Source organism: Haemophilus sp. CCUG 66565, assembly GCF_001679495.1.
GTDB lineage: Bacteria > Pseudomonadota > Gammaproteobacteria > Enterobacterales > Pasteurellaceae > Haemophilus > Haemophilus haemolyticus_K.
In genome coordinates this window covers 151,150-173,383 of record NZ_LZOX01000002.1, presented here as the reverse complement: position 1 = coordinate 173,383, position 22,234 = coordinate 151,150, and the positions used below count along the sequence as shown (strand labels likewise).

The 22,234-nt window shown below is 36.5% G+C and carries 22 protein-coding genes; 9 read left to right on the top strand and 13 right to left on the bottom strand.

Features of this window, described 5'->3' with window-relative positions; all coding sequences use genetic code 11:
• Positions 1-99: 99 nt before the first annotated feature.
• On the top strand, positions 100-708 hold the full coding sequence (locus tag A9501_RS02200) for a chalcone isomerase family protein (protein WP_048952566.1): 609 nt from the start codon (positions 100-102) through the stop codon (positions 706-708).
• Between the two features lie 48 nt (positions 709-756).
• Here the strand turns inward: A9501_RS02200 and folE are convergent, their stop codons facing one another.
• Positions 757-1,413, bottom strand: a complete 657-nt coding sequence (gene folE / locus A9501_RS02195; protein ID WP_065264761.1) for a GTP cyclohydrolase I FolE — start codon at positions 1,411-1,413, stop codon at positions 757-759.
• Positions 1,414-1,563: 150 nt separating this feature from the next.
• On the opposite strand from folE, the gene moeA reads away from it, so the two are divergent.
• Genes moeA through A9501_RS02180 form a run of 3 tightly spaced genes read left to right on the top strand, consistent with a single transcriptional unit; the run spans position 1,564 to position 3,854 of the window.
• A complete protein-coding gene (gene moeA / locus A9501_RS02190) occupies positions 1,564-2,778 on the top strand; it encodes a molybdopterin molybdotransferase MoeA (RefSeq protein ID WP_065264760.1) in 1,215 nt (404 codons plus the stop codon).
• A gap of 3 nt (positions 2,779-2,781) precedes the next feature.
• Complete coding sequence (moeB, locus tag A9501_RS02185) at positions 2,782-3,513, top strand: molybdopterin-synthase adenylyltransferase MoeB (protein ID WP_065264759.1); 732 nt, start codon at positions 2,782-2,784, stop codon at positions 3,511-3,513.
• A gap of 20 nt (positions 3,514-3,533) precedes the next feature.
• Positions 3,534-3,854 (top strand): HI1450 family dsDNA-mimic protein, encoded by a 321-nt coding sequence (locus A9501_RS02180; RefSeq protein ID WP_179222760.1) that lies wholly within the window; start codon positions 3,534-3,536, stop codon positions 3,852-3,854.
• 68 nt (positions 3,855-3,922) lie between these two features.
• On the opposite strand, the gene A9501_RS02175 is transcribed toward A9501_RS02180, so the two are convergent.
• From A9501_RS02175 to rlmE, 6 genes are all read right to left on the bottom strand, one after another.
• Entirely contained in the window at positions 3,923-4,348 is a 426-nt protein-coding gene (locus tag A9501_RS02175; protein WP_065264758.1) for a hypothetical protein, read from the bottom strand.
• Between the two features lie 235 nt (positions 4,349-4,583).
• The gene (sixA, locus tag A9501_RS02170; protein ID WP_065264757.1) at positions 4,584-5,063 is read right to left on the bottom strand and encodes a phosphohistidine phosphatase SixA; all 480 of its coding nucleotides are present in this window, start codon (positions 5,061-5,063) and stop codon (positions 4,584-4,586) included.
• Positions 5,064-5,121: 58 nt separating this feature from the next.
• Positions 5,122-6,456 carry a phosphoglucosamine mutase gene (gene glmM / locus A9501_RS02165; protein WP_065264756.1) on the bottom strand — a complete coding sequence of 445 codons (1,335 nt, stop codon included), beginning with the start codon at positions 6,454-6,456 and terminating at the stop codon, positions 5,122-5,124.
• A 32-nt stretch (positions 6,457-6,488) separates the two neighbouring features.
• Complete coding sequence (folP, locus tag A9501_RS02160) at positions 6,489-7,316, bottom strand: dihydropteroate synthase (RefSeq protein WP_065264755.1); 828 nt, start codon at positions 7,314-7,316, stop codon at positions 6,489-6,491.
• A gap of 123 nt (positions 7,317-7,439) precedes the next feature.
• Positions 7,440-9,332 (bottom strand): ATP-dependent zinc metalloprotease FtsH, encoded by a 1,893-nt coding sequence (gene ftsH, locus A9501_RS02155; protein ID WP_065264754.1) that lies wholly within the window; start codon positions 9,330-9,332, stop codon positions 7,440-7,442.
• 89 nt (positions 9,333-9,421) lie between these two features.
• A complete protein-coding gene (rlmE, locus tag A9501_RS02150; RefSeq protein WP_005637911.1) occupies positions 9,422-10,051 on the bottom strand; it encodes a 23S rRNA (uridine(2552)-2'-O)-methyltransferase RlmE in 630 nt (209 codons plus the stop codon).
• Between the two features lie 126 nt (positions 10,052-10,177).
• On the opposite strand from rlmE, the gene yhbY reads away from it, so the two are divergent.
• Positions 10,178-10,477 carry a ribosome assembly RNA-binding protein YhbY gene (yhbY, locus tag A9501_RS02145; protein WP_005628915.1) on the top strand — a complete coding sequence of 100 codons (300 nt, stop codon included), beginning with the start codon at positions 10,178-10,180 and terminating at the stop codon, positions 10,475-10,477.
• Positions 10,478-10,515: 38 nt separating this feature from the next.
• Here yhbY and greA read toward each other — a convergent pair whose 3' ends face one another.
• Complete coding sequence (gene greA, locus A9501_RS02140) at positions 10,516-10,992, bottom strand: transcription elongation factor GreA (protein ID WP_005637913.1); 477 nt, start codon at positions 10,990-10,992, stop codon at positions 10,516-10,518.
• Between the two features lie 163 nt (positions 10,993-11,155).
• On the opposite strand from greA, the gene dacB reads away from it, so the two are divergent.
• Positions 11,156-12,595, top strand: coding sequence for a serine-type D-Ala-D-Ala carboxypeptidase (gene dacB, locus A9501_RS02135; RefSeq protein WP_065264753.1), 1,440 nt, complete (start codon positions 11,156-11,158; stop codon positions 12,593-12,595).
• Between the two features lie 55 nt (positions 12,596-12,650).
• Here dacB and truA read toward each other — a convergent pair whose 3' ends face one another.
• The gene (truA, locus tag A9501_RS02130) at positions 12,651-13,448 is read right to left on the bottom strand and encodes a tRNA pseudouridine(38-40) synthase TruA (protein ID WP_065264752.1); all 798 of its coding nucleotides are present in this window, start codon (positions 13,446-13,448) and stop codon (positions 12,651-12,653) included.
• A gap of 182 nt (positions 13,449-13,630) precedes the next feature.
• Between truA and A9501_RS02125 the strand changes: the two genes are divergently transcribed.
• Entirely contained in the window at positions 13,631-15,832 is a 2,202-nt protein-coding gene (locus A9501_RS02125) for a TonB-dependent siderophore receptor (RefSeq protein WP_065264751.1), read from the top strand.
• A 64-nt stretch (positions 15,833-15,896) separates the two neighbouring features.
• Positions 15,897-17,663 carry an ABC transporter ATP-binding protein/permease gene (locus A9501_RS02120; protein WP_065264750.1) on the top strand — a complete coding sequence of 589 codons (1,767 nt, stop codon included), beginning with the start codon at positions 15,897-15,899 and terminating at the stop codon, positions 17,661-17,663.
• Positions 17,664-17,732: 69 nt separating this feature from the next.
• Here A9501_RS02120 and A9501_RS02115 read toward each other — a convergent pair whose 3' ends face one another.
• Genes A9501_RS02115 through A9501_RS02105 form a run of 3 tightly spaced genes read right to left on the bottom strand, consistent with a single transcriptional unit; the run spans position 17,733 to position 19,106 of the window.
• The gene (locus A9501_RS02115; protein ID WP_048952581.1) at positions 17,733-18,197 is read right to left on the bottom strand and encodes a glycine zipper 2TM domain-containing protein; all 465 of its coding nucleotides are present in this window, start codon (positions 18,195-18,197) and stop codon (positions 17,733-17,735) included.
• Positions 18,198-18,230: 33 nt separating this feature from the next.
• On the bottom strand, positions 18,231-18,533 hold the full coding sequence (locus A9501_RS02110; RefSeq protein WP_048952582.1) for a hypothetical protein: 303 nt from the start codon (positions 18,531-18,533) through the stop codon (positions 18,231-18,233).
• Between the two features lie 3 nt (positions 18,534-18,536).
• Positions 18,537-19,106: a VOC family protein gene (locus tag A9501_RS02105; RefSeq protein ID WP_048952583.1), complete on the bottom strand. Its 570-nt coding sequence runs from the start codon at positions 19,104-19,106 to the stop codon at positions 18,537-18,539.
• Positions 19,107-19,185: 79 nt separating this feature from the next.
• Between A9501_RS02105 and argS the strand changes: the two genes are divergently transcribed.
• Positions 19,186-20,919 (top strand): arginine--tRNA ligase, encoded by a 1,734-nt coding sequence (argS, locus tag A9501_RS02100; protein WP_065264749.1) that lies wholly within the window; start codon positions 19,186-19,188, stop codon positions 20,917-20,919.
• Positions 20,920-21,154: 235 nt separating this feature from the next.
• On the opposite strand, the gene A9501_RS09650 is transcribed toward argS, so the two are convergent.
• On the bottom strand, positions 21,155-22,072 hold the full coding sequence (locus A9501_RS09650) for a lysine exporter LysO family protein (protein WP_065264748.1): 918 nt from the start codon (positions 22,070-22,072) through the stop codon (positions 21,155-21,157).
• Positions 22,073-22,234 lie beyond the last annotated feature (162 nt).

Sequence of the window (22,234 nt, the reverse complement as noted above, 5' to 3'; positions counted from 1 at the left end):
TTAAAGGCGAGTAAAATTACTCGCCTTTTTACTCGTTTCTCGTTTGTTTTTTGATGCGGTTTGTTATAATCAACACAATTTTATTCACGGCAATTTATTATGAAAATGAAATCCCTTTTTGTGGCAATAATTACGTTTTTTTCTGCCGCACCTTTTGCTCATTGGCAACCCATCGGAAATGCCGAATACACGTGGGGGCCGTTCCATGTTTATACCATTGGTTTATTTTCCGAAACGGGCACTTATCAAGAAAATGAACGCCCATTAATGCTCTCTTTCAAATATGAAAAACCCATTGAAGGGAAAAATTTTGCGATTACGCTTATTAAAGAAATCGAAACCTTAAAACTTAATGATGGCGATACTCAAAGCTGGCTTAAAGAAATGCAATCTACATTTCCTGATTTCTCACCAAACGATATCTTGAACTATATTGCCTTACCAGATAGAGGCTACTTCGTCTTAAATGACACTGTTTTGGAACATGATTTTGATGCTAAATTTAATCAAGCATTTATCGGCATCTGGCTTGCACCGAATAGTACTTTTGTAAAACTTCAGCCACAATTATTAGGCAAAACGAAAAGCAATCATGAAGCAGCTGAATTTTATCTCAAACCTGAAATTGAATCCTTTGATGAACAAGATTCTACGCCTGAACTACCGCCAAACTATCTGTTAAATCAAGAGAGAAAATCTTTTGGATAAATAAAAACGCCGCCTTTTATCAAAAAGTGCGGCGATTTTATTTCCATTTTATTTCTGAATAGTAGCAAGAAATTCTTTACGCGTATCACGATCTTTTAAAAATACGCCTCCATAAGCAGAGGTAATAGTATAACTATTTGTATCTCTAATTCCCCGTGCTTTCACACAAAAGTGTGTTGCCTTAATATAAACGGCGACATCCTCTGTTTCTAAAATAGTTTGAAAAGCTGTGAGAAGTTGTTCTGTTAGCCTTTCTTGTACCTGTGGACGCTGTGCAAAAAACGACACAATACGATTAATCTTCGAAAGACCAATAACCCAATCTTTTGGATAGTATGCCACACAAACTTTACCATCAATCGTCACAAAGTGATGCTCACAAGTACTCGTCAATGTAATATCATTAACTTGCACCATTTCGCTCACTTTCATTTGGTTTTTAATTTTTGTCATTTTAGGGAAATTTGCATAATCCATTCCACTAAAAATCTCATCAATAAACATTTTTGCCAAACGATTAGGTGTTTCTTCAAGACTATCATCTCGTAAATCTAATCCAATTAATTTCATCACTTCATGCATATGTTTTGCAATACCTAAGCGACGTGCTTCTTTACATTGGTTTAGATCTATCATCGGCGTTTCAATGCCCTTAGCAATTAAAGCATCACGCACACTTATTGCATCTTGTGAAATATCGGTCATAACAGTCTTTCCTAAAAAAATAATGCGTTATTCTAACAAAGGATAAAGCGAACGCAAAATGAGAAAAATCACTAAGTAAAATGAAATCTTTAGTTTTAAGATTTTTCAGACTACAATACTTTAAAATTTTACTTTAATTAAGGAATCTCTATGCTCACGTTGGATCAAGCCCGTAATAATATGCTAGAACAAATCACCTTTCCTACACAAATTGAAACACTTAATTTACAACAAGCCGCTAATAGAATTTGTGCAGAAGATGTTATTTCCCCTATTAATGTCCCTTCTTTTGATAATTCTGCGATGGATGGCTATGCTGTACGTTTAGCTGATTTAGAAAAATCACTGACTCTTTCTGTTGCAGGTAAATCCTTTGCAGGAATACCATTTCAAGGCTCATGGCCTGCTCAGAGTGCAATAAGAATTATGACTGGAGCAATGATTCCTGAAGGCGCTGATGCTGTCGTAATGCAAGAACAAGTCAACATAAATGAAGACGGAACAATCACCTTCTCTGAATTACCTAAAATCAATCAAAATATTCGTCGTATTGGAGAGGATGTTAAAAAAGGGGATATAGTATTAACACAAGGTGATGAATTAAATGCCGTTTCTTTACCATTATTAGCTTCTTTAGGTATCTCAGAAGTAAAATGTTATCATCGATTAAAAGTAGCCATACTTTCCACTGGGGACGAACTTGTCGAGGTAGGTAAACCGTTACAAATTGGACAGATTTACGATACAAACCGATTCACCGTAAAATTACTGCTAGAAAAACTTCATTGTGAAGTTATTGATTTAGGATTATTACCAGACAATGAGGCTGAATTTGAAAAAGCCTTTATATCTGCACAAAAGCAGGCTGATTTAGTGATTACCAGTGGTGGGGTATCTGTTGGAGAAGCCGATTTCACTAAAACAGTATTAGAAAAAGTAGGTGAAATTAATTTCTGGAAACTTGCTATTAAACCTGGTAAACCTTTCGCTTTTAGTAAACTAGAAAATGCATGGTTTTGTGGCTTACCTGGTAACCCTGTCTCTGCACTTGTGACTTTTTATCAACTCGTTCAGCCCCTCATTGCAAAATTGCAAGGTCAAAAACGATGGAAAAATCCAGCACGTTTTTCAGCAATTGCTTCAACAAACTTAAAAAAAGCTCCTGGTCGCTTAGATTTCCAACGAGGTTTTTATCACATCAACTCACAAGGACAAATTGAGGTTAAGCCTGTTGGGTTTCAAGGATCTCACTTATTTAGTGCATTCATAAAAAGTAATTGTTTTATTGTATTAGAACAAGAGCGTGGCAATGTATCAGCAGGTGAACGTGTAACCATAGAACTCTTCAATCATTTATTGAGGTAACCTATGACTGAATTAAGTTACGAAGAAGAGCTACGATATAACCGGCAAATCATTCTTAAATCGATTGATTTTGAAGGGCAAGAAAAACTAAAAGAGAGCAAAATTCTCATTGTAGGTTTAGGTGGATTAGGCTGTGCGGCTAGTCAATATTTGGCCGCTTCAGGTATAGGACACCTAACCCTATTAGATTTTGACCATGTTTCACTTTCCAATCTACAACGTCAAGTGCTTCATTGTGATGCTAGACTGAATATGCCAAAAGTTGAATCTGCTAAAATAGCTCTAGAACAGCTTAACCCACATATTGATATTCAAACAATAAATGCAAAACTAACCGAAGAAAAACTAGCCGAATTAATACCGCACTTTGATCTTGTCTTAGATTGTACTGATAACGTCGATATTCGCAATCAACTTGATCGCCAATGCGAGAAAGCTCACATTCCCTTAATCTCTGGTGCGGCAATCCGAATGGAAGGCCAGATTTCAGTCTTTACCTATGAATCAAATACACCAACCTATCGTGAACTAAGTAAATTATTTGGGCAGAATATATTAAGTTGTGTAGAAGCAGGAGTAATAGCCCCAATTGTAGGGATTGTTGGTTCTATTCAAGCATTAGAAGCAATTAAAGTGCGTTTAAAAATTGGCAAGAATTTATGTGGTAGATTGCTCATTATTGATGGCTTTTCAATGAACATTCGAGAAATAAAATTACCAATAAATAACCCTTAGTTTTATGAGAATATTTTATGATGACTGAAATCAAAAAACTTGATCCTGATACAGCAATTGATATTGCGTACGATATTTTTCTAGAAATGGCAAGTGAAAATCTTGATCCAGCCGATATCCTTCTCTTCAACCTACAATTTGAAGAACGAGGAGGTGTTGAGTTTGTAGAAACTGCCGATAACTGGGAAGACGAAATTGGCGTACTCATCGATCCGAATGAATATGCCGAGATTTGGGTTGGATTAGTAAACAATCAAGATGAAATGGACGATATATTTGCAAAATTTTTAATTTCTCACCGAGAAGAAAATCGTGAATTTCATGTTATCTGGAAAAAATAATATCAAATACTAAAACTAAAAAATCCCTATTGAATTCACAATAGGGATTTTTCTATTTAATCACAAAATTATTTAGCAGCTTCTTTCACCGCATCAATTGTCTGATTCGTTTTTTCACCTATAGATTGTTTCATTTCTTCCATTTTTGAAGACGCTGCATTTTTGGCTTGTTCAACTTTTTCCATTGCCACATTCTTCGCATCTTCAACTTTAGCCATAGCTGCATCTTTAGTTTCAGCTATTTTTTCTGCTGCCGCTAATTTTGCAGAATCTACAGCGTTGCTCGTCATATCCTTCACATCAGATACAGCTTGTTGTGCAGTAGTTTTTACATCTGCTGCAGCATTAGTTGCAGCTTCTTTCACATCCGTAACAGCTGAAGTTGCCGCTTGTTTTGCCTCTGCAACTTTTTGTACAGCCTCATCTTTATCAAAACAACCGGTTAAAGCGACCGTTGAACCCAACACCAATGCAGCTAATGCTAATTTTTTCATAATAAATCTCCATTTAGTATTCATTTTGCAAAGCCCTATTGCTTTGTGTGGCGTAGTTTACGCATATTTCTTAAAAAGAAAATAGGTAAAATAAAAATTTACCTTTCTTTAAAAATCTTTACAAACAAAAATAGAACTAACCAATTGATAAATAAAATATATTTATAAAGTTTCATAAAAAATATTTATTTTTTGTAAAGATAAATAACCATTAATTTGATTATTAATAACACAATTAGATCAATGCATCTGCATTTTTATACATGAGAATTTTTGCATATTGTCCAGACCAATTTAAATATGCAATAGTCGCAGGGTAAAAACTGATTGGATTTCGCTTTCCATAGAGCTCCGCTACAATTTCACCGACTAAAGGTAAATGAGAAATAATAAATATAGATTTTATACCTTCATTACGCAATACGGAAAAATAATCCGTCACCATTTCTGCATGGCTATAAGGTGTAACACCGTCCCAAATTTCTATTTTTGATGATAGTTCACCATTAAAAGCCTGATTTACCTGCTCGAAAGTTTCTTGTGCTCGCACATAAGGACTAATAATAATACGATCTGGCGTGGCTAACTCTAACTGTTTTCTTAACCATTGCCCCTGAGTAAAGGCTTGTTTAATACCATAAGCAGTTAAGCGACGAGATTTATCACTATTAGCTATTACTTCAGCCTCGCCATGACGCATAATAAAAATATTCATTTACTTTCCTAAGTATTTGATAAAAATAAACCGCACTAAATAAAGTGCGGTTAAAAAATTAATGAGATTTCACTGCTTCTGCAATTTCTTCTGCACATTGTTGTGCAAGTTCCGCATCTTGGCATTCCACCATAACGCGAATAAGTGGTTCCGTACCCGATTTACGTAATAAAATACGACCTTTGCCTTCTAAACGTTTTTCAACATCTGCGGCAACAGATTTTACAGCGTCACTTTCAAGTGGATTATCCCCACCTGCAAAACGTACATTGATTAACACTTGAGGGAATAATTTAACCGCACTCGCTAATTCATTTAATGATAATTTATGCTGAGCCATCGCTGCCAATACAGCCAATGACGCAACAATGCCATCACCCGTTGTATTCTTATCAGCAATGATAATATGTCCAGAATTCTCACCACCAAGCGTCCAATCGTTTTCAACCATTTTTTCCAATACGTAACGGTCGCCCACATTTGCACGTAAGAAAGGAACGCCAAGCATTTTCAACGCAATCTCTAAGCTCATATTACTCATTAATGTGCCAACGACACCGCCTTTTAATTGACCTGAGCGCAATGCTTCACGCGCAATAATAAAGAGAATTTGGTCACCATCGACTTTATTTCCTAAATGATCGACCATCATGATGCGGTCACCATCGCCATCATAAGCCAAACCAACATCCGCTTTAGTTTCAACAACTTTAGCTTGCAATGCTGTCACATCAGTTGCACCACATTTTTCATTAATATTCAAACCATTTGGATCTGTACCAATTTCAATGACTTCCGCACCAAGCTCTCTCAACACGTTAGGTGCAATATGATAAGTCGCCCCATTTGCACAATCTACCACGATCTTATAACCTTCCAAGCCTAAATGAGCGGGGAATGTGCCTTTACAAAACTCAATATAGCGTCCTGCTGCATCATTAATACGACTTGCTTTACCTAATTCGGCAGATTCCACACAATCCATCGGTTGCTCTAACATCGCTTCAATGGCTTCTTCAATTTCATCAGGCAATTTAGTGCCTTTTGCTGAAAAGAATTTAATGCCATTATCATAATAAGGATTATGAGAGGCTGAGATCACGATACCCGCTTCAGCACGAAAAGTTCTGGTCAAATAAGCAATAGCAGGTGTAGGCATAGGGCCAGTAAATGCAGCAGATAAACCCGCAGCAGCCAAACCTGCTTCAAGGGCTGATTCCAACATATATCCAGAAATTCGGGTGTCTTTACCGATTAAAACCATTTTAGAACCTTGAGAAGCTAATACTTTTCCTGCAGCCCAGCCTAATTTTAATGCGAAATCTGGTGTAATTGGATAACTACCTACTTTTCCACGTACACCATCTGTTCCAAAATATTTACGATTTGCCATAATACAATTCCTTTAATTTTTTTATAAAACCATCAGGCATTTTCTGTTGCCTGCCAAACTTTGAGCATATCTGATGTTGCAGCAACATCATGTACGCGTAAAATTTTTGCACCTTTTTGCGCTGCAATAAGCGCACCTGCCGCACTACCTATCACTCTCTGATCGACGGGTTTATCAAGCACCGCACCAATCATTGATTTGCGAGATAATCCCGCTAACACTGGATATCCGCTATGACAAAATTCATTCAGATTTTGTAATAATTGATAATTATGCTGTACAGACTTACCAAAACCAAATCCCATGTCCCAAATTAAGTTTTCTTTTTTAACACCAGCAGAAAGACATTCATTAGTACGTTTCTGTAAAAAAGCCAATACATCTTGCACGACATTTTCATAATGAGGATTTGTCTGCATCGTTCTAGGTTGACCTTGCATATGCATAATGCAAACAGGTAAAGCAAGTTTCACCGCCGTTTCTAATGCATTTGGCTCTTGCAAAGCACGAATATCATTAATCAAATCCATTCCAACACTTGCCGCTTCACGCATCACAACTGCTTTTGAAGAATCGACAGAAATCCAGCAATCAAAACGGCTTCGCACTGCCTCCACTACTGGCACAACACGATGCAATTCTTCTTGTTCAGAGACTTCATCTGCATTAGGACGCGTAGATTCACCACCAATATCAATAATTGTCGCACCTTCTTCCAACATTTTTTCAACTTGGAAAAGCGCTTTATCCAAACTAAAAAACTGTCCGCTATCAGAAAAGGAATCAGGCGTAAAATTAAGGATCCCCATAATTTGAGGAACGCTTAAATCAAGACATTTATTGTTCGCGTAAAGTTTCATAAAGTGCGGTGGATTTTTAGATTGATTTTAATCGCGCGATTATAGCGGAATACGCCCAAGAAAAAAATCATTAGAGAAAAATAAAGCCTTTCCGAAGAAAGGCTTTGTTGATTAGAGAATTGATTAGGAATTAGAATCTACCGAATTTTCACCCGCACTTTGAGCATTATTGCTATTTGCATAAGCAGCTTGCCCTGTGTGCTCTTCCCATCCAGATGGTGGTGTGACTGGTTCACGATTCATCAATTGTTTGATTTGTTCTTCTTCAATGGTTTCATATTTGACCAATGCATCTTTCATCGCATGAAGAATATCCATATTATCAGTCAAAATCTGTCTTGCTCTCGCATAGTTACGATTTACAATTGCACGAACTTCTTCATCAATTGCATGAGCCGTTTCATCTGACATATGTTTTGCCTTCGCCATTGAACGACCTAAGAAAACCTCGCCCTCATCTTCCGTATAAAGAATCGGCCCTAATTTGTCAGAGAATCCCCATTGCGTCACCATATTACGCGCGATATTAGTCGCTACTTTAATATCATTTGATGCACCCGTTGAGATATTTTCTTCACCATAAATCAAATCTTCTGCTAAACGCCCTGCATACAAGGTGGAAAGCTTGCTTTCTAATTGTTTTTGGCTAATGCTAATTTGATCACCTTCAGGTAAAAAGAATGTCACCCCCAACGCACGACCACGAGGAATAATAGTCACTTTGTGCACAGGATCATGTTCAGGGACTAAATAACCCACAATCGCATGACCTGCTTCATGATAAGCAGTCGACTCTTTTTGTTTATCCGTCATAATCATGGTACGACGCTCTGGCCCCATATTGATCTTATCTTTCGCTTTTTCAAACTCAAGCATGGTGACCATACGTTTATTCACTCGAGCAGCAAACAAAGCGGCCTCATTCACTAAATTTGCTAAATCTGCACCAGAATAGCCAGGCGTACCACGCGCCAATGTCATTGCATCAACATCTTGTGCTACAGGCACTTTGCGCATATGCACTTTTAAGATTTGCTCACGACCTTTCACATCAGGCAAACCAACAACAACTTGTCGGTCAAAACGGCCTGGACGAGTTAAGGCTGGATCAAGCACATCTGGACGGTTAGTTGCTGCAATAACAATTACCCCATCATTACCGCTAAATCCATCCATTTCAACTAGCATTTGGTTTAAGGTTTGTTCACGCTCATCATGTCCACCGCCTAAACCCGCACCGCGTTGGCGCCCCACAGCATCGATTTCATCAATAAAGATTAAGCAAGGTGCATTTTTCTTAGCCTGTTCAAACATATCACGTACACGAGATGCACCAACCCCCACAAACATTTCTACGAAATCAGAACCAGAAATAGTGAAGAATGGAACTTTTGCCTCCCCTGCGATAGCACGAGCAAGTAAGGTTTTACCAGTACCAGGAGGCCCTACCATCAGGATACCTTTTGGAATTTTACCGCCCAAGTTTTGGAATTTATTCGGATCACGCAAGAAATCAACGATTTCGCCCACTTCTTCTTTTGCTTCATCGCAACCAGCGACATCCGCAAAAGTAACCTTAATCTGATCTTGGTTCAACATTTTGGCGCGACTTTTACCAAAGCTCATCGCCTTGCCGCCACCGCCTTGCATTTGACGCATAAAGAATACCCAGACGCCAACAAGGAATAACATTGGGAACCAAGAAATTAAAATTTGGGATAAGAAACCACGTTTTTCAAATGGCGTACCTTCCACTTTCACTTTTTTGCTTAACAAATCATCAAGCAATTTTTTATCTTCAAGTGGGGGCATTACGGTTGAATATTTAGAACCATCCGTTTTCGTTACCGTAATTTCATTGGCATCAAAACGCGCTTCTGTCACTTGTCCATTGCTTACATCGTAAACAAAGGTTGTATAATCAGTAGAATTATCTACCGAAGAGGAATTAAAACTCTGGTATGCTGTCATCATAATGACCGCTACTACCACCCAAAGCACCAGATTTTTGACCATATCGTTCAAAGTCTAACCTACCTTTCCTAAGTTAAAAAATTTTTTACAAGATACTACACATCATTAGCAATGAAAAGCTATCAAAGCAATTAGCCTTTATAGCCTGTCGCCACAATATATACTTCACGAGAGCGTCCGCGTGATGCTTCAGGCTTACGCACTTTCACCACATTAAATAAAGAACGAATTTCTCTTAAATATTCATCAAAGCCTTCACCTTGGAAAACTTTAACAACAAAGCTTCCTTTGGTTGCCAAGACCTGTTTACACATATCTAAAGCAAGCTCGACCAAATACATTGCGCGCGGAATATCCACTGATGGCATTCCACTAAAATTAGGTGCCATATCAGACATCACAACATCAACTTTATCTTCGCCTACACGCGCTAATAAAGCATTCAAAACATTTTCATCACGGAAATCGCCTTGCAGAAAATCAACGCCTACAATGGGATCCATTTCCAAAATATCACAAGCAATCACTCGACCTTTGCCACCAATTTGTCCCACCACATATTGCGACCAACCGCCAGGTGCAGCGCCAAGATCGACCACAGTCATTCCTTGTTTAAATAATTTATCCGTTTGCTGAATTTCATCAATCTTAAAATACGCGCGTGAACGTAACTTTTGCTTATGCGCTTTTTGCACAAATTGATCACTAAAATGTTCATTTAGCCAGCGAGAAGAACTTGCTGAACGTTTTTTCTTTCCCATAATCTTCTATTTTTGGTAGTAGTTTTGCTTATATTTGGTTACAATCTGCCGAATTCAAGCCGAGGCTGATTGAAATCAGTGAAAAACATTGAGAAAATCAACCGCTCTTTTTAATTAGGAATCCTTATGACAACCTTATCAACCAAACAAAAACAATTTTTAAAAGGTCTTGCGCACCATCTTAACCCAGTCGTTATGCTTGGTGGAAATGGCTTAACCGAAGGCGTACTTGCTGAAATTGAAAATGCACTTAATCATCACGAACTCATTAAAGTAAAAGTTGCTGGTGCAGATCGCGAAACAAAACAACTTATTATCGATGCGATTGTGCGTGAAACTAAAGCAGCACAAGTACAAACTATCGGGCATATTTTGGTACTTTATCGCCCAAGCGAAGAAGCAAAAATTCAGCTTCCACGCAAATAACAACAAAAGTGCGGTCATTTTTAACCGCACTTTTTTATTTAAATATAATTCACTTCAATAATATCAAACTCAACGACACCGCCAGGCGTTGTAATATTAACGGTATCATCTAATTCTTTACCAATTAAACCTCGCGCAATGGGAGAATTAACCGAAATCAAACCCGATTTAATGTCAGCCTCATCATCGCCCACAATGCGATAAGTGACTTCTTCGTCTGTATCAGTATTTACAAGCACAACCGTTGCACCAAAAATGACTTTACCGTTATTTGGCATTTTTGTTACATCAATAATTTGAGCATTACCAAGTTTACCTTCAATCTCTTGAATACGACCTTCACAAAAACCTTGTTGCTCACGAGCTGCATGATATTCTGCATTTTCTTTTAAATCACCGTGCTCGCGTGCTTCTGCTATCGCTTTAATAATTTCAGGACGACGTACATTTTTTAAGAAATCCAATTCTTCACGTAATTGTTCTGCGCCACGCACAGTCATTGGAATTTGTTGCATTGTTTTTCCTTTTACTAAATAAAACAAAAACCACGGCAAAACCCTAAAATCTTGCCGCAGTATTATTAAAAATAAACTTGAAATGAGAAAATGATTTACTCAATTTCATTCGGGGCTTATTATTGTTCGTCTAAAAAAAAATAGCAACCATAACAAACCTAATATGAAAAAATTATCTTCAATTTCCACCGCACTTGGATCCTTTTTACTTTCCATAAGCTTTAGCCTTCCAACCTTCGCAAATATTAATGTTTCAGACTTGACACAACAATTGCCTGAAGGCTCTAGCGTAGGTTTTATCGCAAAAAATATAAATCAAAACCAAATTATCTCGGATTATAATGGCTCAACCTTTATGCTTCCTGCAAGTACACAAAAAGTTTTTACAGCTGTTGCCGCTAAACTTGCATTAGGTGATCAATTCCAATTTGAGACCGCGCTTTTGAGTAATGGGAAAATTCAAAATGGGAATTTAGAGGGTGACTTAATCGTGCGTTTCACAGGCGATCCAGATCTCACAAGTGGCCAACTTTATACCTTACTTGCAGAATTAAAAAAACAAGGTATCAAAAAAATTAATGGCGATTTAGTATTAGATACATCTGTTTTTTCGAGTCACGACCGAGGATTAGGTTGGATTTGGAACGATCTGACCATGTGTTTCAACTCTCCCCCATCTGCTGCGAATATTGATAACAACTGTTTCTATGCGGAACTAGATGCCAATCAAAATCCCGGTGAAACAGTAAAAATCAATGTGCCTGCACAATTTCCAATTCAAGTGTTCGGACAAGTCTATGTAGCGGATAGCAATGAAGCGCCTTATTGTCAGCTTGATGTTGTTGTACATGACAATAATCGCTATCAAGTAAAAGGATGTTTAGCCCGTCAATCTAAACCTTTTGGCTTAAGCTTTGCTGTGCAAGATACGGATGCTTATGCTGCCGCGATTATTCAACGCCAATTAAGACAATTAGGTATTGAGTTTAATGGCAAAGTCATGCTGCCACAAAAACCACAACAAGGTCAGCTATTAGCGAAACATTTATCCAAACCATTACCAGATTTATTGAAAAAAATGATGAAAAAATCGGATAACCAAATTGCCGATTCATTATTCCGAGCGGTGGCATTCAATTACTATAAACGCCCTGCATCCTTTCAATTAGGCACATTAGCGATTAAATCCATCTTGCAAAAACAGGGAATTCGTTTTGGTAACAGTATCTTAGCCGATGGATCTGGTCTGTCTCGCCATAATCTTGTAGCACCTAAAACGATGCTATCCGTTTTAGAGTACATCGCTAAAAACGAAGATAAATTGCATTTAATGGAAACTTTTCCAATCGCAGGTGTAGATGGCACGATCAGTGGGCGAGGTGGATTAATTAGCCCACCATTAGTAAAAAATGTTATTGCTAAAACCGGTTCTTTGAAAGGGGTTTATAACCTAGCCGGCTTTATGACAAATGCTCGAGGGGAAAAAGTAGCCTTTGTACAATTTATTAATGGCTACTCAACAGGCGATTTGGAAAGCAAAACCAAACGAGCACCATTAGTTCAATTTGAGAGTGGCTTATACAACGAAATCTATAAATATTGATAAAACCTTCTAAAAAACACCGTACTTTACCATCCAAAGTGCGGTGTTTTTTTAATTACTTAACATACTCATTACCTAAAAATAATGGCCCTAAATGGCTTTTAGGAAGACCAAATTTTTCAGGATAAATTACATCGACTAAATATAGTCCATCAGGTTTTGCAGTTGGTGCCGCAAGCTGACGATTTTTTTGCTCTAGTAACCATTTCATCCATTCAATTGATTCTTTACCTGCACCAACTTCAATCAAACTCCCAACAATATTACGGACCATATGATGCACAAAAGCATTGGCTTGAATATCCACAATAATATATTGCCCAATCCGAGTAACTGATAAGTGATGAACATTACGCCACGGCGTGTTTGATTGACATTGTGCGGCACGAAAAGAGGAAAAATCATGCTCGCCTAATAAATACTGACCAGCTTGATGCATTTTTTCTGCATCAAGATCTAAATAACAGTGAGTAATTCCTCCGTGTAAAATAGCAGACCGTAATTTATTACAATAAAGAATATAGCGATATCGACGAGCCATTGCTGAAAAACGCGCATGAAATTCATCATCAACTTTTTTTGCCCAAGTAACCGCAATATCATCAGGTAAATTCGCATTTGTCCCGAATGTCCATGCTTTATCAGGGCGTACCGCACTAGTTTCAAAATGTACGACTTGCCCTGTTCCGCTCACCCCTGAGTCAGTTCTCCCGGCACAAAAAATTTCAATTTTTTCATTAGCAATAATGGAAAGCGCGTTTTCAAGTTGTTCTTGTATGCTACGCACATTTTCTTGACGTTGCCAGCCATAATAATTTGTGCCTTGATATTCAATACCTAATGCGATTTTCATCTTATGCCTTATTTTTGATAGAGTGAAATTATGGTAACGCAACTTTATAAGGTACGCAAATTTCATTATGTAAGAATGAACATATTTTTTCATTAAATGATAATAATTACCATTGATATAAATTAACCTTTTAGATATACTCGCGCCTCTTTTTACCTATATCTAATCTACGGAAGCATTTTATGAAATTTAAATTAAGCCTAATTTACACCGCACTTTTTGCCGGAGTTTCGTTTGTAGCTAATGTAAATGCAAAAGAATATTCAACTAATGAACACACATTAGAAGGTATTGAAGTCATTACAAAACTTGTTAATGAAAAAGGCTATAAGGCTGAACGCACTGAAATTACAGGCGTAAATTCATCAATTATTGATACACCTTATAGTATTGATATTGTGACACAAGAACAATTACAAGATAAACAACCAAGTACTTTAGAAGACGCAGTAAAAGGAATTAGTGGTTTAAGTCAAGGTAATAATTTAGCAGGTACACTTGATACAGTAAAACGCCGTGGCTACGGTGGAAATCGTGATGGTTCTATTATGCGTAACGGGCTTGCAAGTCCACTAGCACGTAACTTTAATGCTAACGTAGAACGAGTTGAAGTACTAAAAGGCCCCGCTTCAGTATTATATGGCATGCAAAATCCCGGCGGCGTAATTAACGTTGTAACTAAAAAGCCTTCCAATGAAGGGCATAAAACAACGTTAGATACAAGTTACGGTTCAAATTATAGCCGTAATTTTGGCATTGATGTTACTGGCCCCATTACTGGTACTGGATTCGCTTATCGCATCGTTGCTGATCACAAGAAAAAACATTCTTGGCGTAATTTTGGGGAAAATAAAGAAACAATCATTGCACCATCTCTATCCTGGAAAAATGATTCAACAAAATTAACCTTGTCTTATGAATATCAAGATTATAAAGGTGATTTTGATCGCGGTATTTTCATTGATACAAATAAAAAAGTTGGGCTTAACCATAACCCAAATTATGGCAAACCTGTTGATATTCCATTAGAAAGAAGATTAGATGATCCAATCAATGTAACAACAGGTTACTCTCATACCATTCAATTTAATGCTGAACATAAATTAAACCCGAATTGGACTCTGAAAACAGATTATGGATATGCAAAAAATCATTATTCTGATTGGCAAGCTCGTATTACAAAATATGATGCCAAAACCAGAAAGGTAACACGACGAATTGACAGTACAAATCCGTCCGATGCAGTAAATAATAGTTTGAATTTATCTGCTATTGGGATTATAGAACAATCCCCTTCCGTTACTCACCAATTACGTACAGCTGTTGAACTACAAAAATATCAGTTAACGATTGGCGATTTACGCCGTAGCGGAACACATACAATGTCTATTGATACCCCAGAATATAATTCAACACAGGTGATTAATGGGCAGGCATCGTCAAAAACAGATGTACGAACTAGCGATATGTTAGAACAATATAAAACTCTTGGTTTAGTCGTGCAGGATGCAATCTATTTGGGTGACAAATGGATTGTTTCTGGTGGTGTTCGGGCACAATGGCATCAAATAAAATCAGGACAAGGACGCGAAAATCAAAAATTCCGTAATAATGACAGTGGTTTTGCCCTTTTACCACAATTAGGTTTAGTTCACTTAATTACACCTGACTGGTCTATTTATGGAAATGTAGGTACGTCAGCTAAACCTAATCCCTCTCGTAGCTGGGATTACAAAGGTGAAAAAATCAAACTTGAAACAAGTCGTCAATTTGAAATTGGAACCAAATACAATAATGAATGGTTAAGTGCTAACCTAGCTTTATTCCATATAATTAAAGATAACACCGCAAAACGCTATAAAGATCCTGCTACAAATGAAAATGTTATTAAAATTGCAGGCAAAGATCGTTCTCAAGGTATCGAAATTGATATTAATGGCAAGCTAACTGACAAACTAACAATTTCAGCCAATTATACTTATACTAAAACAAAAGTATTGCGTGATGATGCTGAACCACAAAATATAGGTACTGATTTTGATAGTACACCAAGACATCTTGCAGGATTAACATTAATCTACGATTGGGGTCACTTCTTAGGTGGTCATTGGCGTACGGGTGCTGGTGCTGAATATCAAGGAAGTTGGGGATTTAACTATATCAATAATGGTCAAGCGACTTGGTTCAAAATACCATCTGCTACGCTTTATAATGCCTTTATTTCTTATGACGTAAAACTTGGCAAGCAAGATCTTAATTTACGTTTAACAGGCAAAAACCTTACTAATAAACGTTATTTTGTCTCTCATACCACAGCCACAATGGAACACTTATCTATAGGTTCACCGCGTGAAGTTGTATTAAGCGCAAAATTCAGCTTTTAATTCATAAAATATATCCCCTATCTCTATATAGGAATAGGGGATTTTCATTTTTTATAGGAAATCAATGAACTGGCAAACCGAACTTAATAATAGTTTAAACTGGATTTTAACCGCACTTTTTTGGGTGATATTATGCTTTAGCGCAACAATCTTAGCCTTAAAACAAACTACTTTCGGCAAAAAATTCTGGTGTATCGTGTCACCATCGATTAGTAAAAAAACCAGCATTAAACTTATTTTAATGTTGTTAGTGCTCTTTATAATGATATTGCTAGAAGTAAGATTTAGCGTGCTTAATTCATTTTTTTACAATGGATTATATAGCTCAATGCAAGAAATAAATATAGAAAAATTCTGGTTCTTTGCTAAACTTAATGCTCTTCTTGTACTTGTTCAAGTCATTCACTCGATTAGTGATTACTTCTTCCGTCAGGTATTTGAAATTCGATGGCTTGAAAGTTTAAACTCATCATTGATTCAACGTTGGCTAAATAATAAAAAATACTATCGTTTAAAATACGAACAAGATTTACCCGATAATATTGATCAACGTATTGAACAAGATGCTCGTGAATTTATTACTAGTACCGTACAAATTGTGCGTGGAATGATTAATTCTATTCTTACAACGATAGAATTTACTATTATCCTATGGTCACTATCTGGTGTATTAAGTCTATTTAGTTTAAATATTGAGAAAGGTGTCGTATTCTTTATTTATTCCTTTATTATCTTTGCAACTTTAATGTCAGTCTGGATAGGTAAACCGCTAATTAAACTAAATTTTAATAAAGAAAAACTCAATGGGGATTATCGTTACTCTTTAATCCGTGTACGTGATAATGCAGAAAGCATTGCTTTTTATCATGGTGAAAAAAAGGAACAACTATTCTTACAACATAAATTTACTCAAATAATTCATAATCGTTGGTCTATTGTATTAAAAATGCTTGGATTGGATGGATTTAATTCTGGAGTTACTCGAGTAGCAAAACTCTTACCATTAATGTTACAAGCACCACGTTTCTTTGCTGGACAAATTAAACTTGGTGATATGCATCAAACTGTACAGGCTTTTAACCGGTTGATGACAGCCCTTTCATTTTTTAGATTATTTTATGAGCAATTTACACTCTATCAGGCTCGTTTAAACCGTTTATATGGTTTTATGAAAAAAATGGATGATTTAGATAATCAAGAGTTTTATCAACCATTTCTATGTTCTCATCGTGTCGCATTAAAAGACTTTGGGATTAAAGATGAAAAAGGTCGTGTATTACTTAATAATTTAAATATTAATTTAGTTAATGGAGATGCACTATTAATTCAGGGCGCATCAGGCACAGGGAAAACTTCATTATTAAAAGCAATTGCGGGAATTTATCCTTTTGAAACGATTGGTATTGCAGAACATCCTTGCTCTGGAAGTTTATTCTTACCACAACGTCCTTACATGCCACAAGGCACTTTACGGGAAGCAATTTGTTATCCTAATATCAATCCCAACCATCCAGATCTAATTCAAACAATGGAAGATTGTGCCTTAGGTAAATATATCCACGCCCTTGATCATATAAATGACTGGCAAGTTATTTTATCTCCCGGAGAATTACAACGTGTTGCCTTTATTCGTATTTTACTCACTAAACCCGATGTTGTATTTTTAGATGAAACAACATCTGCATTAGATGAAACAACTGAGTATTTGCTCTATCGAAAAATTCGATATCATTTACCTGAAATGATTATTTTAAGTATAGGCCATAGAAGTACACTTCAACAATTCCACAATAAACAATTGAAATTAGATATATGTTTATTATGTGAATAATCGTTTGTTTTAACATATTTTAGATAATAAAAAAGCGAACCAAACGTTCGCTTTTTATTAAAATTTAATTTATAGCACTGAAACGTTAAGATCAGAACCGCCACCGACAATTCTAACCCGTTTTCCAGCAACAAAACTCGAATCAGCCTTTTGAACAACGACAATCTCTTGACCATCGTCTTTCTTAATCACTAATTCAGCACCATTTACTTGGCTCATTTTTTCTTCAATTTTACTGCCACCTACAGCACCAGCTAACGCTCCAATTACTGTTGCAATAGCCTGTCCACGGCCTCCACCAATTGCATTACCTGCTATACCACCTAAAGCACCTCCACCGATACCACCAACAATACCTTGGTTTTCGGCCTGGATTTTAACTGGTCTGACAGAAACAATTGTTCCATAAGTAATTGAACGCGCTTCTTTTGCTTGAGATGCTGTATAAACATCACCACTGAAAACATCTGTATTAGCACAGCCAGTCACAGAGAAAGCAACTAAAAGTGCTAATGTTGCTGTCATTTTTTTCATATGCTATATACCTTATTAAAGGGTTAAAAGAAATTAAAGTGGGTTTCTAGGTGATAATGTTGAAACATTTGTTGCTTTTTCATCACCAGAAACAATAACACATGCACCAACAACTAAAGAAGAATCATACTTACGAGTAATAACTACCTGTTCACCTTCTTGTTGATTACCTGAACAATCATTTTTACGAATAGTTAACTGTAAGTTTTCACCTTGTGGTTGACTAAATACAATATTACCTTTATAGGCATTTTCACCAACTGGCGCAGTTTGAGATGAACACGCAGATAAACCTAAACCAGCTAATACAACTAATGCTAAAGAGAATTTTTTCATTTGCTAAACCTCGAGTATTTTCTTAATAGAATAAGGATGAACCTTAATACAAGTATGATTTGATGTCTTATCAACAAAACTTACTGCAATAGATGGATTAGGCAATCTCTCGCCATCCACTTTAGGCTCGCTCACTTTAATGGTTAATTGAGTTAATTCGCTCCATAAAAAACGCATATTAATACGCTGTACCCATTCATTTATCGATTCATTCGGTAAAAATGGCATTACGACCTCAATATGCTCCCAACCTTCTACAGGATACTGCTTATTTTTAGGGAACGGTAGTTCAATAACATCAACGAACTGATTAGCGAACTTCACTGCTTTTTCTAACTGAATTAGATAAATCTTACGTCCGTTGACAATGTTATCAGATAAAATTCTACCGTATTTCAATAAAAGTGTCAGCCAGTTTTTTGCATTTTGTTCATTATTTACACGCACGGCAAGGTGATCGATTTCATAATTTGAAAAATCGATTGACATCATTTGAGCTAATTGTTGAATTTTTTTTTCAAATTCCGTCAAATCAGAAAAAAGTGCGGGTGATTTTTCCTGTAAATTTGTCATTTTGTCCCTTTGAGAAACTCATAAAGAACGGTATCATAGCCGATTATTTTCATTATTCAATTTGAACATAGGAAAAAACGTGAATATTCAATCTATTTTATCCGACAAAATCAAACAAGCTATGATTCTTGCTGGAGCAGATCAATCTTGTGATGCGCTTGTTCGTCAATCAGGAAAACCACAATTTGGCGATTATCAAGCCAATGGCATTATGGCTGCGGCAAAAAAATTAGGTTTAAATCCACGAGAATTTGCTCAAAAAGTTTTAGATAATGCTCAACTATCTGATATTGCAGAAAAATTAGAAATCGCAGGACCAGGCTTTATTAATATTTTCTTAAATCCAACTTGGCTAACAACTGAAGTTTCAGCTGCGCTTTCTCAAAAGAATTTAGGCATTCAAGCTACGGATAAGCAAACTGTTGTGATTGATTATTCATCTCCAAACGTAGCAAAAGAAATGCACGTAGGTCACTTACGTTCTACTATCATCGGTGATGCAGTTGTGAGAACTCTAGAATTTTTAGGTCACAATGTCATCCGCGCAAACCATGTTGGTGACTGGGGAACGCAATTCGGAATGCTTATTGCTTATCTTGAAAAAATGCAAAACGAGCATGCGAGTGAAATGGAATTGCAAGATCTTGAGGCCTTTTATCGCGAAGCCAAAAAACACTACGATGAAGATGAAGTTTTCGCTGAAAAAGCGCGTAATTATGTTGTGAAATTACAAGGCGGTGATGAATATTGCCGAGCGATGTGGAAACGTTTAGTTGACATCACGATGCAACAAAATCAACACAACTATGATCGCTTAAATGTGACTTTAACCGAAAAAGATGTGATGGGCGAAAGTCTTTATAATCCTATGTTACCAAGCATCGTAAAAGATCTTAAAAAACAAGGCTTAGCTGTAGAAGATGATGGCGCATTGGTTGTTTATTTAGATGAATTCAAAAATAAAGAAGGCGACCCAATGGGCGTAATCGTTCAGAAAAAAGACGGTGGTTTCCTTTACACTACAACCGATATTGCTGCAGCAAAATATCGTTATGAAACATTAAAAGCTGATCGCGCACTTGTTTTTTCAGATACTCGCCAAAGCCAACATATGCAACAAGCTTGGTTAATTACTCGTAAAGCAGGTTATGTACCTGACAGTTTCTCTTTAGAGCATAAAAACTTTGGGATGATGCTTGGTAAAGATGGAAAGCCATTTAAAACCCGTACCGGTGGCACGGTAAAATTAGCCGATCTATTAGATGAGGCGATTGAGCGTGCCACTGTATTAATTAATGAAAAAAATACAAATTTATCTAATGATGAAAAAGAAGCAGTGATTGAGGCTGTCGGTATTGGTGCGGTGAAATATGCGGATCTCTCCAAAAACCGTACTACTGATTACGTTTTTGATTGGGATAACATGTTAAGCTTTGAAGGTAACACTGCACCTTATATGCAATATGCTTATACCCGAATTCGTTCGATCTTTAATAAAACAGATATAAATTCGACCGCACTTTTAGCAGCACCTTTAACGCTTGAAGATGATAAGGAAAGAGCGCTTGCAATTAAACTTCTACAATTTGAAGAAGCGGTACAAACTGTTGGAAAAGAAGGCACACCGCATGTACTTTGTGCTTATTTATACGAACTAGCAGGCATATTCTCGTCATTCTATGAACATTGCCCAATTTTAAATGCTGAAGATGAGTCCGTAAAATTAAGTCGTTTGAAATTGGCATTATTAACAGAAAAAACCTTAAAACAAGGTTTGGAGTTGCTCGGTATCAAAACCGTAGAAAAAATGTAATTTAGATACTTAAAATCCCTTTCTTACGAAGGGGATTTTTTATGCTTATTTACAGAATAAAAAAAGTGCCCCAATGGGGCACTACTCGGAAAGCAAAATAGATGTCGGCTATTTAAGATAGCACTTGTTTTTAGTGGTTTCAGAATAAAGAAATCCGATCAGTTATGCAAATACATATTTTCAGATTTGTGAAGTTGGTCACGGTTTTTTTATCAAAATCAAGTTTTTTAAGCTTTTAAATAGGAAAACTCGAGAAAAAGACTAATAACAACGGTGGTAATAAATTTGTCACCATACCAAAAGAAATGGCGATAGGCGTTACTTCAATTCCGCCTGATTTTTGAATAATAGGCAATGTACAATCTAATGCGGTTGCGCCTGTAATCCCAATAGCTGTAGAGCGATAATGTTGCATAAACAATGGAATCAAAAATAAGCTCAATATTTCACGCGATAAATCATTGAAAAAGGCAATACTCCCCTGCATTGGTCCCCAAGCATTTGTCAGCACGACGCTTGATAAAGAATACCAACCAAATCCTGATGAAAAAGCTAAACCTTGAGTAATTGGCATACTTAGAAAAAATGCTGAAATAACACCACCAATTAAAGAACTTAGGGTAAAAATTGCCCCCATTATTAAACCTTGCTTATTTAATAAGACTTCTTTCAAGGAAATGCCGTTATTACGAAGCTGAATCCCGACAAAAAAGATCAACGCAATAAGCACGTAAAGATTGGAACCATGTGGGAAATGCAACCAATCATTGCACAACCAACCTAAAACGATGCCAATAATTACCGCACTTAATAATTTAATTGAGTCTATTAACGAATGCCAACGAGATGGTAATTCCCCCTGTAAATAATTAACAGGCTTAGACAAAGTGCGGTCATAAATAGCCAAACCTACGATATTACAAGTCAAAATAATAGCCGATAGCCCTAAAGCGGTCATACCAATAATTGGCAATTTTTGTTCTAAATGCTCTAGCTGCCCAAGCATAAACCCCATCATAAATAAAATGATGTAAAGCAATAACATCACAATTTTATTAATGAATGCTAACGCATTTTGATTCTGTATTTTGACTAAGTAACCCAACACCATCGGCACAAGCACAATGAGTAGTCCGTTAATTATTTCTTCCATTGTTTCCTTCACCACTATTACTTTTATCTCATCTGTAAAAGTAAAGACCATTTCAATATCTAAGCACTATTTATAATATATACTTTTTATCAATCTACCAAATTCCCAATGAAAGAATATCTACGTTATGCCAGAAATAAAAAAGCGGCTGGTTAAATTTTA

Excerpts from the sequence above, each read along its gene's own strand:
- ftsH (WP_065264754.1), bottom strand. The coding sequence starts at position 9,332 with ATGGTCAAAAATCTGGTGCTTTGGGTGGTAGTAGCGGTCATTATGATG.
- moeB (WP_065264759.1), top strand. The coding sequence starts at position 2,782 with ATGACTGAATTAAGTTACGAAGAAGAGCTACGATATAACCGGCAAATC.
- rlmE (WP_005637911.1), bottom strand. The coding sequence starts at position 10,051 with ATGGGAAAGAAAAAACGTTCAGCAAGTTCTTCTCGCTGGCTAAATGAA.
- A9501_RS02175 (WP_065264758.1), bottom strand. The coding sequence starts at position 4,348 with ATGAAAAAATTAGCATTAGCTGCATTGGTGTTGGGTTCAACGGTCGCT.
- moeA (WP_065264760.1), top strand. The coding sequence starts at position 1,564 with ATGCTCACGTTGGATCAAGCCCGTAATAATATGCTAGAACAAATCACC.
- greA (WP_005637913.1), bottom strand. The coding sequence starts at position 10,992 with ATGCAACAAATTCCAATGACTGTGCGTGGCGCAGAACAATTACGTGAA.
- folE (WP_065264761.1), bottom strand. The coding sequence starts at position 1,413 with ATGACCGATATTTCACAAGATGCAATAAGTGTGCGTGATGCTTTAATT.
- A9501_RS02120 (WP_065264750.1), top strand. The coding sequence starts at position 15,897 with ATGAACTGGCAAACCGAACTTAATAATAGTTTAAACTGGATTTTAACC.
- A9501_RS02200 (WP_048952566.1), top strand. The coding sequence starts at position 100 with ATGAAAATGAAATCCCTTTTTGTGGCAATAATTACGTTTTTTTCTGCC.
- A9501_RS02110 (WP_048952582.1), bottom strand. The coding sequence starts at position 18,533 with ATGAAAAAATTCTCTTTAGCATTAGTTGTATTAGCTGGTTTAGGTTTA.
- yhbY (WP_005628915.1), top strand. The coding sequence starts at position 10,178 with ATGACAACCTTATCAACCAAACAAAAACAATTTTTAAAAGGTCTTGCG.
- A9501_RS02115 (WP_048952581.1), bottom strand. The coding sequence starts at position 18,197 with ATGAAAAAAATGACAGCAACATTAGCACTTTTAGTTGCTTTCTCTGTG.
- A9501_RS02180 (WP_179222760.1), top strand. The coding sequence starts at position 3,534 with ATGACTGAAATCAAAAAACTTGATCCTGATACAGCAATTGATATTGCG.
- folP (WP_065264755.1), bottom strand. The coding sequence starts at position 7,316 with ATGAAACTTTACGCGAACAATAAATGTCTTGATTTAAGCGTTCCTCAA.
- A9501_RS09650 (WP_065264748.1), bottom strand. The coding sequence starts at position 22,072 with ATGGAAGAAATAATTAACGGACTACTCATTGTGCTTGTGCCGATGGTG.
- sixA (WP_065264757.1), bottom strand. The coding sequence starts at position 5,063 with ATGAATATTTTTATTATGCGTCATGGCGAGGCTGAAGTAATAGCTAAT.
- A9501_RS02125 (WP_065264751.1), top strand. The coding sequence starts at position 13,631 with ATGAAATTTAAATTAAGCCTAATTTACACCGCACTTTTTGCCGGAGTT.
- dacB (WP_065264753.1), top strand. The coding sequence starts at position 11,156 with ATGAAAAAATTATCTTCAATTTCCACCGCACTTGGATCCTTTTTACTT.
- glmM (WP_065264756.1), bottom strand. The coding sequence starts at position 6,456 with ATGGCAAATCGTAAATATTTTGGAACAGATGGTGTACGTGGAAAAGTA.
- truA (WP_065264752.1), bottom strand. The coding sequence starts at position 13,448 with ATGAAAATCGCATTAGGTATTGAATATCAAGGCACAAATTATTATGGC.
- A9501_RS02105 (WP_048952583.1), bottom strand. The coding sequence starts at position 19,106 with ATGACAAATTTACAGGAAAAATCACCCGCACTTTTTTCTGATTTGACG.